General features: G+C 62.7%; 12 protein-coding genes. 6 read left to right on the top strand and 6 right to left on the bottom strand.

Features of this window, described 5'->3' with window-relative positions; all coding sequences use genetic code 11:
- Positions 1 to 14: 14 nt before the first annotated feature.
- The 3 genes from alg8 to yaaA form a co-directional block, all read right to left on the bottom strand.
- The gene (alg8, locus tag N7650_RS10935; protein WP_009395031.1) at positions 15 to 1,496 is read right to left on the bottom strand and encodes a mannuronan synthase; all 1,482 of its coding nucleotides are present in this window, start codon (positions 1,494 to 1,496) and stop codon (positions 15 to 17) included.
- Between the two features lie 70 nt (positions 1,497 to 1,566).
- Positions 1,567 to 2,883: a UDP-glucose/GDP-mannose dehydrogenase family protein gene (locus tag N7650_RS10930; RefSeq protein WP_009395030.1), complete on the bottom strand. Its 1,317-nt coding sequence runs from the start codon at positions 2,881 to 2,883 to the stop codon at positions 1,567 to 1,569.
- Positions 2,884 to 3,703: 820 nt separating this feature from the next.
- Positions 3,704 to 4,483 (bottom strand): peroxide stress protein YaaA, encoded by a 780-nt coding sequence (gene yaaA / locus N7650_RS10925; RefSeq protein WP_009395029.1) that lies wholly within the window; start codon positions 4,481 to 4,483, stop codon positions 3,704 to 3,706.
- A gap of 112 nt (positions 4,484 to 4,595) precedes the next feature.
- Between yaaA and N7650_RS10920 the strand changes: the two genes are divergently transcribed.
- The 6 genes from N7650_RS10920 (at position 4,596) to N7650_RS10895 (ending at position 9,685) form a co-directional block, all read left to right on the top strand.
- Positions 4,596 to 5,729, top strand: a complete 1,134-nt coding sequence (locus tag N7650_RS10920) for a polysaccharide deacetylase family protein (protein ID WP_279898154.1) — start codon at positions 4,596 to 4,598, stop codon at positions 5,727 to 5,729.
- A gap of 309 nt (positions 5,730 to 6,038) precedes the next feature.
- Complete coding sequence (locus tag N7650_RS10915; RefSeq protein ID WP_009408163.1) at positions 6,039 to 7,433, top strand: PhoH family protein; 1,395 nt, start codon at positions 6,039 to 6,041, stop codon at positions 7,431 to 7,433.
- 99 nt (positions 7,434 to 7,532) lie between these two features.
- Positions 7,533 to 8,006 (top strand): cyclic pyranopterin monophosphate synthase MoaC, encoded by a 474-nt coding sequence (gene moaC / locus N7650_RS10910; protein WP_009408165.1) that lies wholly within the window; start codon positions 7,533 to 7,535, stop codon positions 8,004 to 8,006.
- Positions 8,003 to 8,248 (top strand): MoaD/ThiS family protein, encoded by a 246-nt coding sequence (locus tag N7650_RS10905; protein ID WP_064302426.1) that lies wholly within the window; start codon positions 8,003 to 8,005, stop codon positions 8,246 to 8,248. Before moaC ends, N7650_RS10905 begins: the two co-directional genes overlap by 4 nt.
- Position 8,249: 1 nt before the next feature.
- Positions 8,250 to 8,696 carry a molybdopterin synthase catalytic subunit MoaE gene (gene moaE, locus N7650_RS10900; RefSeq protein WP_009408169.1) on the top strand — a complete coding sequence of 149 codons (447 nt, stop codon included), beginning with the start codon at positions 8,250 to 8,252 and terminating at the stop codon, positions 8,694 to 8,696.
- Between the two features lie 209 nt (positions 8,697 to 8,905).
- Positions 8,906 to 9,685, top strand: coding sequence for an ABC transporter substrate-binding protein (locus N7650_RS10895; protein ID WP_064302428.1), 780 nt, complete (start codon positions 8,906 to 8,908; stop codon positions 9,683 to 9,685).
- A 31-nt stretch (positions 9,686 to 9,716) separates the two neighbouring features.
- On the opposite strand, the gene N7650_RS10890 is transcribed toward N7650_RS10895, so the two are convergent.
- The 3 genes from N7650_RS10890 to N7650_RS10880 form a co-directional block, all read right to left on the bottom strand.
- A complete protein-coding gene (locus N7650_RS10890) occupies positions 9,717 to 10,337 on the bottom strand; it encodes a transcriptional regulator (protein WP_009408172.1) in 621 nt (206 codons plus the stop codon).
- A gap of 74 nt (positions 10,338 to 10,411) precedes the next feature.
- Positions 10,412 to 11,542: an FAD-binding oxidoreductase gene (locus tag N7650_RS10885; RefSeq protein ID WP_279898149.1), complete on the bottom strand. Its 1,131-nt coding sequence runs from the start codon at positions 11,540 to 11,542 to the stop codon at positions 10,412 to 10,414.
- Positions 11,543 to 11,557: 15 nt separating this feature from the next.
- Positions 11,558 to 12,508: an ornithine cyclodeaminase family protein gene (locus N7650_RS10880; protein ID WP_279898148.1), complete on the bottom strand. Its 951-nt coding sequence runs from the start codon at positions 12,506 to 12,508 to the stop codon at positions 11,558 to 11,560.
- Positions 12,509 to 12,527 lie beyond the last annotated feature (19 nt).

Here is a 12,527-nt window from a genome sequence, read left to right as displayed (position 1 = left end):
AGGGTTGCGGCGACTCACACGACCACGAACAGCACAGCAACGAAGATGCTGGCCGCCGAGAAGGTCATGGTCCGGGAGGACCAGGTGTTGAACCATTGCTGGAAGCTGGCGAGGTCGCGTTTGAGTGCGGTGGGCTGGCGGGTCCAGGACTGGCGGTCGAGGCGGAAGAACACGTAGATCTTCATCAGCGCGCCGACGATCTGGTTGTAATAGAGGATCAGCGGGTAGGCCGGGCCGATCTTGTGTCCGGAGCACAGCAGCATGATCGTGAGGATCAGGCGGGTGATGCCGATCCACAGCAGGTAGGCGAGGATGAACTTGCCGCCGAACTTGAAGCTGGCGATCAGCGCCACGGTCAGGCCGAGCAGGCTGGTCCACATCGAGACGCGCTGGTCGAACAGCACCACGCTGGTGAACAGGCCGAGGCGGCGCATCCCCAGGCCCAGGGCGCGGGAGTTCTGCCGCAGGTTGTTGCCGTACCAGCGGTACATCAGCTTGCGGCTGGCCTTGAAGAAGCTCTTTTCCGGCGGGTGCTCGACGGTGTTGATGTCGGCGTCGGGCACGTAGAAGGTGTCGTAGCCCAGGCGCATCAGGCTGAACCAGCTGGACTTGTCGTCGCCGGTGAGGAATTTGAAGCGGCCGAGGCGCCAGTGGTACAGCGAGTCGCTTTCGACGTCGGCGATGAATTCGGGGTTGGTCACTACCGTGGCGCGGAACATCGACATGCGCCCGGTCATGGTCAGCACGCGCTTGGACAGGGCCATGGAGCACATGTTGATGTGACGTTGGGCGAAGCGCAGCTTGTGCCATTCGCTCATCACGTAGCCGCCGCGCACTTCGCAGAATTCGTTGGTGGTCAGGCCGCCGACATTACCGAACAGCTTGAACCAGGGCACGGTCTTGCGTACCACGCCTTCGCCGAGCACGGTGTCGCCGTCGATCACCGCAACCACGGCATTCTCGTCCGGCAGGTGGCGGGAGATGGCGCGGAAACCGAAGGCCAGGCCGTCGCGCTTGCCGGTCCCGGCGATGCGCACGAAGTCCAGGCTGACGTGTTCCGGCGGGTTGTACTTGGCCCACAGGCTCTTGATCAGCAGCTCGTCGGACATCTCCACCAGCGAGCAGACCACGGTGGTCGGGTAGCCGCACTGGATCGCTTCGCGGATGACCGAGCTGTACACCTGGGCGGTGGTCAGGGCGTCGATGCGGAAACTGGTGACCATCAGGTACACGTGGGACGGATCGGCCGCCTTGCCCAGCTTGCGCACCTGGCGCCGCAACCGTGGGTAGACCACGTAGAGGAACAGCATGCCGCGCACGAAGTGGGTCGCGCCCATGGAGTAGCGCCAGATGCCGACGGCGCCGATCAGGAACAGGAAGTCCTTGGAGTCGGGGTCGAACAGGGTGTTGGGCAGGGCCAGGGCGATCAGCATGAGCAGGCTCACGTAGAACAGCCAACCGGCGGCCTGCAGCAGGCCGTGCTTGAGGCTTTGCATGTTCAGCATCCGTATCGGTGACGGGACGTTCGAAAAAGTGCGCGGGGCCGCACGGCCCCGCGCAGCCTGCTTACCAGCAGATACCTTCGGTACGGCTGGCCGGGCAGGTGGTCTTGCTCATGAAGCCGACCAGGTCGATCACTTGCTTGCCGGCCGGGGCCTGCTGGGCCAGGGCACGGAACTGCTCGTCGCGGTTGCCCAGGACGATGATCTCGGCGTCGTCGATGACCTTCTGGAAGTCGTCGTTGAGCAGCGAGGAGACGTGGGGGATCTTCGACTCGATGTAGTCCTTGTTGGCGCCATGGACCCGGGCGTACTGCACGTTCTGGTCGTAGATGTTCAACTGGTAGCCCTTGCCGATCAGGCGTTCGGCCAGTTCCACCAGCGGGCTTTCGCGCAGGTCGTCGGTGCCGGCCTTGAAGCTCAGGCCGAGCAGGGCGACCTTGCGCTTGTCATGGCTTTCGATGATGTCGAAGGCGTTCTGCACCTGGGATTCGTTGCTGCGCATCAGCGAGTCGAGCAGCGGTGCCTTCACGTCGAGGCTGCTGGCGCGGTAGGTGAGGGCGCGCACGTCCTTGGGCAGGCACGAGCCGCCGAAGGCGAAGCCCGGGCGCATGTAGTACTGGGACAGGTTGAGGGCCTTGTCCTGGCAGACCACGTCCATCACCTCGCGGCCATCGACGCCGACGGCCTTGGCGATGTTGCCGATCTCGTTGGCAAAGGTGACCTTGGTCGCGTGCCAGACGTTGCAGGTGTACTTGATCATCTCGGCGACTTCGATGTCCTTGCGGATGATCGGCGCATCGAGTTCCTCGTAGAGGGCCTGGAGCACGTCGCCGCTGGCCTTGTCCAGTTCACCGATGACGGTCATCGGCGGGTGGTCGTAGTCCTTGATCGCGGTGCTTTCACGCAGGAACTCGGGGTTGACCGCCACGCCGAAATCGACGCCGGCCTTCTTGCCCGAGCAGTCTTCGAGGATCGGGATCACCACGTTCTTCACGGTGCCCGGCAGTACGGTGCTGCGCACCACGATGGTGTGACGGCTGGCTTTCTCGCGCAGGACGAAGCCGATCTCGCGGCACACCGACTCGATGTATTCCAGGCCAAGGTCGCCGTTCTTCTTGCTCGGGGTGCCGACGCAGATCATCGACAGGTCGCTGTCGCGGATGGCCTGGGAGAAATCGGTGGTGCCACGCAGGCGACCGTTGGCGATACCCTGTTGCAACAGGGTTTCCAGGCCGGGTTCGACGATCGGGGACTTGCCCTGGTTGATCAGGTCGATCTTGGTTGCGGAAACATCCACGCCGATGACCTCGTGGCCCCGGGCAGACAGGCAACCGGCACAGACTGCACCCACATAACCCAAACCAAAGATGCTGATACGCATCGCATTCACCTCATGTAGTTAGCTACGCCGATTCCATTCAAAGAACCGGACCGGGTTGATTACCAGCCGTTTTTCGGGCGCGCGAAACCGAAGCGAAAGTTCCGGGGTTCGCACGCAGGCATAAGTAAGTTGTGAGCGCTTAAATACATGCACTCAAATAAGGCAGCCAATGGCCATAAAACGGGGCATGCCCCAAACGCTAGCCGTCTTTATTGCAGTACCGCTGTTTCAATACTGCAGTGCTTGTTCTTTCAACTGGATTAAATCCTTTGAAATCAACCACTAGGACGAATTTTGAGTGCGTCTTCTCCTGGGCCTGAGCGGTGCTCCGGACGGGTTCCGGGCATAGGCTCGACTGGGTCCGTACAACTTCCACACTGGAATATTTGTTATGTAAGTCATTTCTCACATGCTGCTCTGGAAAATCGTTACCGGTGGTATGAGCGGCTATCCGAGGGATAGTTCCTGAGGTGCGGGAGGCGTGGTGAAAGATTTTTTAATATTTTTTAATGGTGGAATACTTTCAATCTGATAGCACGCGGGAGTTTCACCCCGATATATACGGGACGAACTTGGGGTGGGATGGTTTTGTGCCATTACGAAAAATTTTTTCAGGATTTTTCGTCAAAAAACTACGAACGGTCTTATGGCGTTTTGCGATAACGCAAGAAGGGTGGTTTTTTGGCGCCGGGATGTTGGCGATTTCGAGGTGGGTCAGGGGGATTTGTTTTGTTCATGATGGCCTCATCGCTGGCAAGCCAGCTCCCACAGGGTGTGGGAGCTGGCTTGCCAGCGATGAGGCCATCGGCCATACGGCAGATCAATCGTCAGGATGATCCCGCAGGAACACCAGATTGTCCGGTTTCGACTGCTCGGCACTGTAGTAGTACCCCTGCACGTCGAACTGCTTGAGCTGCTCCGGGTCGTTGATCCGCTCCTGGATCACGAAACGGCTCATCAGGCCCCGGGCTTTCTTGGCGTAGAAGCTGATGATCTTGTATTGCCCGTTCTTCTGGTCGCGAAATTCGGTATTGATCACCCGGGCCTTGAGCGCACTGCGTTTCACCGCGCTGAAATACTCGTTGCTGGCCAGGTTGAGCAGCAGGTCGTCGCCTTGCTCGGCCAGCGCCTGGTTCAACCATTCGCTTATCCGCGTGCCCCAGAAGGCGTACAGGTCCTTGCCGCGGGCGTTGGCCAGCTTGGTGCCCATCTCCAGGCGGTAGGGCTGCATCAGGTCCAGCGGGCGCAGCAGGCCATAGAGGCCGGAGAGCATGCGCAGGTGTTCCTGGGCGTAGCTGAAGTCGTCCTCTTCCAGGCTTTCGGCATCCAGCCCGGTATAGACGTCGCCCTTGAAGGCCAGCAGCGCCTGCTTGGCGTTGGCCGGGGTGAACTGCGGGGTCCAGCTGCCGAAGCGCGCGGCATTGAGGCCGGCGAGCTTGTCGGAAAGGTGCATCAGCTCGCTGATCTGCGCCGGAGACAGCTCGCGCAGTTGCAGGATCAGCTCCTGGGAGTCGTCCAGGTACTGCGGCAGGGTGAAGCGCGAGGTCACCGGCGGGGTGTCGTAGTCGAGGGTCTTGGCGGGGGAAATCACCGTCAGCATAAGGTCGGCTCCTTGGATCGTCGGGCGATTCTACGGGGCGCGACTAATGTTCTCCAGCTATCGCGGCGATAGGCACAAGCGCTGCTATAGTGCCCGGCGGATCAATGCAAGAGTGTTCATCGTGCGTAAAGCCCTCGTCGCCCTGACCGTCCTGCTGGCCTTCGGCGCCCAGGCCGCTGTGCAGCCCGTTGCCGTTTTTGATCGTGCTGCCTGGCCGGAGACCCTGGATACCCCGGTGCTTTTCGACGTGGCCTCGCGGGCCGAGATCCTTTCCTTCGCGCGGGTACTGAGCGAAAGCGAAGTCCTCGACGACGCGACCCTTACCGCCCGGCTGCAACTGCGCCAGGCCAATATGCCGATGATCCGCGAAGTGCGTGAGCGCTTGTGGCGCACACTGTGGCGCAACTACGACATGGCCCAGCAAAGTTGCGAGCAGGATGCGTCGTTCTGCTACGTGGTGGAAAACCTCGGCGACCTGCGCCGTACGGCTGCTACCTTCGCCGTCGAGGCCGACTCCTTCTATGCCGGTTGGGCCGAACCGAGCCGGCAGTTCCATATCGCCTACCTGAACGAAATACTGCGCAAGGCGGCGCTGTTCCCTCAGACTGCCAGCGAAGTGGCGCTCTTCTCGCCCCAGGAACTGACGGGGGACCGCCTGAATGACCGCCTGTTCCTGCTCAGCTTCGACGGCGGCCCCAGCGTGATTCCCGGCAATACCGAAGCGCTGGCCACCTTCCTGCGCAAGCAGAAGCTGCATGGCCTGTTCTTCGTTCTCGGACAGAACCTGCAGAACCGCCGCGACCGGCAGTCGCTGCAGGCGATACGGGACATGTATCGCGGGCAATGCGTCGGTACCCAGGGCTGGCAGTACCGTTCCCATGCACAATGGAAGGACTGGGAGGACTCGGTGATTCGCGGGGTGGCGCGGGCGCAGAGCGATCTGCCGGAGCAGTACGTGCCGCTGTTCCGCCCGCCCTATGGGCAACGTCGTGCCGACAGCCCGGCCTTCTTCGCCAGCCAGAACCTCAGGGTCGCCCTGTGGGATATCGACGCCCAGGACCTCGGCGCACTGACCGCCGAGCGGTCGGCGCAGCGCACCCTGACCTTGATGCTGCTATGGCGTCGCGGCCTGATCCAGCTCAACGACAGCCAGCCCAAGGCCCTGGAAGTAGTGACCTGGCTGCTGACCAATACGGCACGAAGCGGGATCGGCTGGGAGGACTGCCGCGACTTCGCCGGGCAGTGATCGGACGGGGAGTGGTGAAAGGATTCAACGCAGTCCACTCCTGACTGTAGTCGGGGTTTCCCGGCTCGCCAAGGGCTATTCGTCAAAGCGAAAAATAAACTTCACCAACCGGTAAAAACGCTTTTTCCTGCAATGGTTTTTGCGGTATGTAGGAGTCAGACGGCCGAATCCTGCAGCCAGGTGGCGTCTCCAGGGACCTTCCTTATGCAGGTGCACTTCCCGCCCGTAACGACGCGGATACGGGAAGAACGGCGTCACTCTGCGATGCAGCCGTAGCGCATCGTGTAGCCCCACATAAGGTGACCGAGTATGGATGACCAAGGACGCACTTCTTCCTCCGACCAGCCAATCCTGTATGTGTTGGACACCAACGTCCTGATTCACGACCCCAATGCCCTGCTCAATTTCGAAGAACACCACGTCGCCATTCCCATGACGGTGCTGGAAGAACTCGACAAGCTCAAGACCGGCAAACATACAGTCGCCGCCGAATGCCGCCAGGCCATCCGCCTTATCGACCAGACCCTGGGCGATGCCACACCGTCCGATGTCGAGCTGGGTGTCCCCATCCAGCGCGGCAAGAGCGGTCCGAAGGGGTCGCTGTCGATCCTGATGACCGAGCGCACCGAACCCAATCGCCTGCTCCCTGAACACCTCAACGACAACATCATCATCAACCAGGTCCTGGACCTGCGCAGCAAGCACAAGCATCGCGACGTGGTGCTGGTGACCAAAGACATCAACATGCGCCTCAAGGCCCGCGCCTGCGGGATCGCCGCCGAGGACTACAGCACCGACCAACTGGTCGATGACGTCAGCCTGCTATCCAAGGGCTATCACTCGGTGACGGGCTCCTTCTGGGATCGCGTTGCGAAGGTCGAAACCCGTCAGGAGCGGGGTCGTACCTGGCATCGGGTGCAACTGATCGACAACCTGCCGGCGGTTCATGTCAACGAGTTCATCATCGATGAACAGGGCTTCGTTGGCTGGATCAAGGGCATCAAGGACAGCGAGCTGCTGCTCCTCGACCTGCACCAGGAACCGCTGCTGCACCAGGAAGCCTGGGGCCTCAAGCCGCGTGACATCCACCAGGGCCTGGCGCTGTTCGCCTTGCTCGACCCGGATATCCACCTGGTCAACCTGACCGGCGCCGCCGGTTCCGGCAAGACCATCCTGGCGCTGGCTGCCGCGATCGAGCAGACCATGGTCAGCAAGCGCTACCGGCGCATCATCGCGACCCGCAGCGTGCAGGGCCTGGACCAGGAAATCGGCTTCCTGCCCGGCACCGAGGCGGAAAAGATGGAACCGTGGCTCGGCGCCATCACCGACAACCTCGAAGCCCTGCACATGGATGACGAGAGCACGCACGGCAGTGTCGAATACATTCTCGAAAGGGTCCCGTTGCAGTTCAAATCCCTGAACTACATCCGCGGGCGCAGCTTCCAGCAAAGCCTGATCCTCATCGACGAATGCCAGAACCTCACCCCGCACCAGATGAAAACCATCATCACCCGTGCCGGTGCAGGCTCCAAGGTGATCTGCCTGGGCAACCTGGCGCAGATCGACACGCCCTACCTTTCGGCCACCAGCTCGGGCCTGACCTACCTCACCGAGCGCTTCAAGGACTTCCCGAACGGGGTGCATATCACCTTGCAAGGGGTGCCGCGGTCGATCCTGGCGGAGTACGCCGAGTCGCATCTGTAAACGACAGCACCGGGCGGCCAAGCGCCGCCCGGCTTTTTTTCGCTGCCAGATCCTGACTCGCGGGTTTACAATCCCCACCCCCGATCAGGAGTTCCCTCTGTGCTGACTCATCTCGATTCCCAGGGCCGTGCCGCGATGGTCGATGTGACCGACAAGGCCGTGACCTTCCGCGAAGCCGTGGCCGAAGCGCGTGTGCGCATGCTGCCGCAGACCCTGAGCATGATCGTCGACGGTGCCCATCCCAAGGGCGATGTGTTCGCCGTGGCGCGTATCGCCGGCATCCAGGCGGCGAAGAAAACCAGTGATCTCATTCCGCTGTGCCATCCGCTGATGCTGACCGGGGTGAAGGTCGAGCTGAGCGCCGAGGGCAGCGACTGCGTGCATATCGTTGCGCGCTGCAAGCTGTCCGGGCAGACCGGGGTGGAAATGGAGGCGCTGACGGCGGCCAGCGTCGCCGCGCTGACCATCTATGACATGTGCAAGGCGGTGGACCGCGGCATGACCATCGAGAGCGTGCGTCTGCTGGAGAAACTCGGCGGCAAGAGCGGCCATTACCAGGCTGATGCGCAATGAAGATCAATGTCGTGTATTTCGCCCGCTACCGCGAGGTGCTGGGGCTCGATGGCGAAACGCTGGAAGGCGATTTCGCCCGTATCGAGGATGTGCGCCAGGCCCTGCTCGGCAAGGGCGAGGCCTATGCGGTGCTGGCCGGGCAGAACCTGATGTGCGCGCGCAACCAGGATCTGTGCAGGACGGACGAAACCCTTGCAGACGGCGACGAAGTGGCTTTCTTCCCGCCGGTTACCGGAGGTTGAGATGAGCGTCAGGGTACAGGCTGCGCCTTTCGACCCGGGAGCGGAAACCAATGCCATGCATGCGGCCAATGTCGGTGTTGGCGCGGTGGTGGCGTTTGTCGGCTATGTCCGCGATTTCAATGATGGGCTTGATGTGGCCGGGATGTTTCTCGAGCACTACCCGGGCATGACCGAAAAGGCCCTGGGCAAGATCGTGACCGAGGCCGGGCAGCGCTGGCCGTTGCTCAAGGTCGAGGTACTGCACCGGGTCGGGGCTCTGCAGCCAGGCGAGCCGATCGTCTTCGTCGGCGTCGCCAGCGCCCATCGCCAGGCGGCGTTCGACGCCTGCAATTTCATCATGGACTACCTCAAGACCCGGGCACCGTTCTGGAAGAAGGAGCAGACCAGCGAAGGGGAGCGCTGGGTCGAGGGCAAGCAGAGCGATACCGATGCGGCGGGGCGTTGGTAGACAGCACTTCTGAAAACCATGCAAAACCCTGTGGGAGCTGGCAAGCCACACACAGGGTTTTGTGTTGTTCTCGCAATTGAGGTTGTTGTGTTTCCATACGATAAAGTCCAGTATGGATTAACAAGTACAAATAACCACGGGCCGTCGCGCCCGACTCCTTTCCTCTGTCTTGTCACCCCCAACACAACAACGAGCGAGAGAGCCCCATCATGAAGACCACCCACCTGATCGCCGGCCTGGCCCTCGGCCTGCTGGCCAGCAGCCCGCTGTTCGCCGCGGAAAAGACCCTGCGCATCGGCATCGAGGCGGCCTATCCACCGTTCGCCTACAAGACCCCGGACGGCAATATCGCCGGCTTCGACTACGACATCGGCAACGCCCTGTGCGCCGAGATGAAGGTCGAGTGCAAGTGGACCGAACAGGAATACGATGGCCTGATCCCATCGCTGAAGGTGAAGAAGATCGACGCCGCGCTGTCTTCGATCACCATCACCGAGGAGCGCAAGAAATCCGTGGACTTCACCCACAAGTACTACTTCACCGGGGCGCGCCTGGCGATGAAGGAGGGCAGCCAGGTCGATGACCAGTACGAAGCCCTGAAAGGCAAGCGCATCGGCGTGCAGCGGGCGACCACCACCGACCGTTATGTCACTGCGGTGCTGGTGCCCAAGGGCGTTGAAGTGGTGCGCTACACCACCAACGAAGAAATCTTCATGGACATGGCCTCGGGCCGGCTCGACGGCGTTTTCGCCGACACCATCCCGCTGCAGTTGGGCTTCCTCGAGAGCGACAAGGGCAAGGGCTTCGCGTTCGTCGGCCCGGAACTGAAGGATCCCAAGTTCGTCGGTGAAGGCGCCGGGATCGCCGTGCGCAAGGGCAATACCGAGCTGGTCGCGGAACTGAACAAGGCCATCGATGCGATTCGCGCCAATGGCGAGTACCAGAAGATCCAGGCCAAGTACTTCAAGACCGATATCTACGGCGACTGATCTGTCGCCCCAAGCCAGGGCCTGACGCTGGTCAGGCCTTGAGCTCCTTCAGGTGCTTGTACACCGTCGCCCGCCCCATGTTCAGCACATTGGCCACATAGTTGGCCGCACTCTTGCCCTTGAACGCGCCTTCGGCATGCAGGGCCAGGACCAGCTCGCGCTTGTGATCGCGGGTGAGCAGGTTGAGGCTGAGCTGACGCTGGCGCAGCCAGCTGTTGAGGAAGGTGTTGATGCGTTCCTGCCAATCATCGCGGAACAGTGATTCCGGCTGCGGAATCAGCTTGCCCGGCGAAAGGAACAGGTCCAGTGCCGCCTTGACGTTCTCGAACAGGGAAATGTTCAGGTTGATGCACAGCACCGCCAGCGGCTGGCCCGACGGGTCGCGCAGCACGGTGCTCAGCGAGCGGATCTTCTGGCCGTCCCAGTTGAGCTTTTCATAAGGGCCGATATTGGTTTCTTCGGTGCCCTCCTCGAACATGTCTTCCAGCGCCGCGTCGTCGCCGATCTCGCGCTTGGACAGGTTGTTGGCGATGTAGTCGATCTTCTGCGTGCGCAGGTCGTGCAGGACCACTTCGGCATGGGGGAAGAACAAGGTGGCGATGGCATCGGCGATCGCCCGGTAGTTCTGCAGGAATGGATCGGGGCTGGACATTCTGGCGGGCTCCGCGATGGGGTCGGCGCCCTTGGTGCAGGGCGCTGGGAGTTTGCCGCAAACGGCCGGAGGAGTCACCCGCCGAGGCGCGCGGGTGACAGTTGTGCGGCGCTCAGGCCGAAGCCACGCAATTCGGCCGGCAATTCTTCTCCACGCACCAGCGCGGCGCTGGCCTGGCCCATGGCCGGCGAGGTCTGGATGCCATAGCCACCTTGCGCGGCGACCCAGAACAGGCCGCTCACCAAGGGGTCGAAGCCGGCCACCAGGTCACCGTCGGCAACGAAGCTGCGCAGCCCGGCCCAGGTGCGGAAGGGGCGGCGGATCGTCAGGGTGGTGGCTTCCTCGATCTGGTAGATGCCCAGGGCGATGTCCAGCTCTTCCGGCTGTACATCGTGGGGCTCGACCGGGTCGGCGTTGCACGGCGAGCCCAGGAGCATGCCGGCGTCGGGCTTCATGTAGAACGACTCGTCCAGGCTGACCAGCATCGGCCAGGCGTGGGTGTCGATGCCTGCCGGCGCTTCGAAGATGAACGCGGCGCGGCGCTTGGGTTGCAGGCCCAGCGGCCTGGCCCCGGCCAGCTCACCGATCCTGTCGGCCCAGCCTCCGGCGGCATTGATCAGCACCGGGGCGCGGAACTGACCGCGTGAGGTTTCGACGAGCCACTGACCCTGTGCATCCTTGTCCAGGCCCAGCACTTCGCAATCGCCATGGATCTCGCCCTGCTGGCGGCGGATGCCGCGCAGGTAGCCTTGGTGCAGGCCGTCGGTATCGATATCGCTGGCGCTGGGGTCGTACAGGGCGCCGTGGACCTTCTCCCGCTTGAGCACCGGAATCCGCGCGCAGGCTTCATCGGCGTCGAGCAACTGCATGTCCGGCACGCAGGCGCGGGCGCTTTCGAACTGGCGCTGGAGTTCTTCGGCATCGCCTTCGAAGTCCACGGTCATCTCGCCGCGCGGGGTCAGTAGCGGGTGGTCGGCGAAGCCGGTGGGTGGCTGGTCGAAGAAGGCCCGGCTGGCGAGGGTCAGGGCGCGTACCTGCGGCGTGCCGTAGGCAGCGGTGTAGAGCGCCGCCGAGCGACCGGTGGAGTGATAGCCCGGCAGGGTTTCGCGCTCCAGCAGCAGGACCTTGCCGTGGGGCGCCAGCCAGTAGCCGGTGGACGCGCCGGCAATGCCGGCGCCGATGATGATGTAGTCGGCCTGTTGCATGACAGTCTCCGCGACTCAGTGGCTGCACTGCAGATGGTAGAGGGCATTGGCCAGGGCGATGTCTTCCAGGCCGAGGCCGATGGAACGGAAGAACGCGTGGCGCTTGTATTCGGGGCGGGCGGCATGGCCGCTGACCAGTTCCGGCAGGTCGCCGACGATGGCGGCCTGGTTCCAGCCATGCTGTTCGGCGGCCAGGCGCATTTCGCCGGCGCTGCCCGGGGTGGTCCTGCGGTAGTCGCAGTAGACGTCCATCGCTGCCAGGCTGGCCGGTGGTACTTCGTGGGCGCGTACGGCGTTGGTGCTGATCGAGGTGATCAGCGCCGGTTTGCTCAGCTTGGCCGGGTCGATCACCGGCTTGGCCGAAGAGGTGCAAAGCAGGATCACATCGGCGTCGTGCAGCGCGCTATCGAGGTCATCATGCAGGTCCAGGCGGCTGTCCAGGGCGAGAAGGGCGTTGCGCTGCTCGGCGCTTTTGCCGTGCAGGGATGGCGAGTACAGGCGGATGTCCTGCCATTCGCGCAATTCGCTGACGTAATGCAAATGGGCGAGCGCGATCGGGCCGCTGCCGATGATGGTCAGGCGCCGGGCGTCGGCCGGGGCCAGGGTATCCACCGCAACAGCGGTGGTGGCGGCAGTACGCGCCGTGGTCAGTTCGCCGGCGTCGCAGAGCAGCAGGGGCTGGCCGCTGTCCATCGACATCAGCAGGGTCCAGGCGGTCACCAGCGGGCCCTGGTCGCGGACGATGTAGGGAGACGTCTTGACGCCATAGACCCGTTCTTCGGCGAGCACGCCGCCGTAGTTGATGAAATCGCCCTGGCCGGCGGGAAACTCCACCAGTTGCTGTGGCGGTTGCACCGCCTGGCCGGCGGCCAGGTCGCGGAACAGATCGCGCAGCACCCGGGGTACATCCACCCGGGCGAGCAGTTGGCGGGCTTGCTGCTGATCGATGACTAGAGGCGCGGCCATAGCGAAGGACTCCGGGGCT

This window comes from Pseudomonas sp. GD04058, assembly GCF_029836855.1.
In the GTDB taxonomy this organism is placed as follows: Bacteria; Pseudomonadota; Gammaproteobacteria; order Pseudomonadales; family Pseudomonadaceae; genus Aquipseudomonas; species Aquipseudomonas bharatica.
The sequence above is the reverse complement of the archived record's forward strand: the minus strand, read 5'-3'. Positions and strand labels throughout refer to the sequence as shown.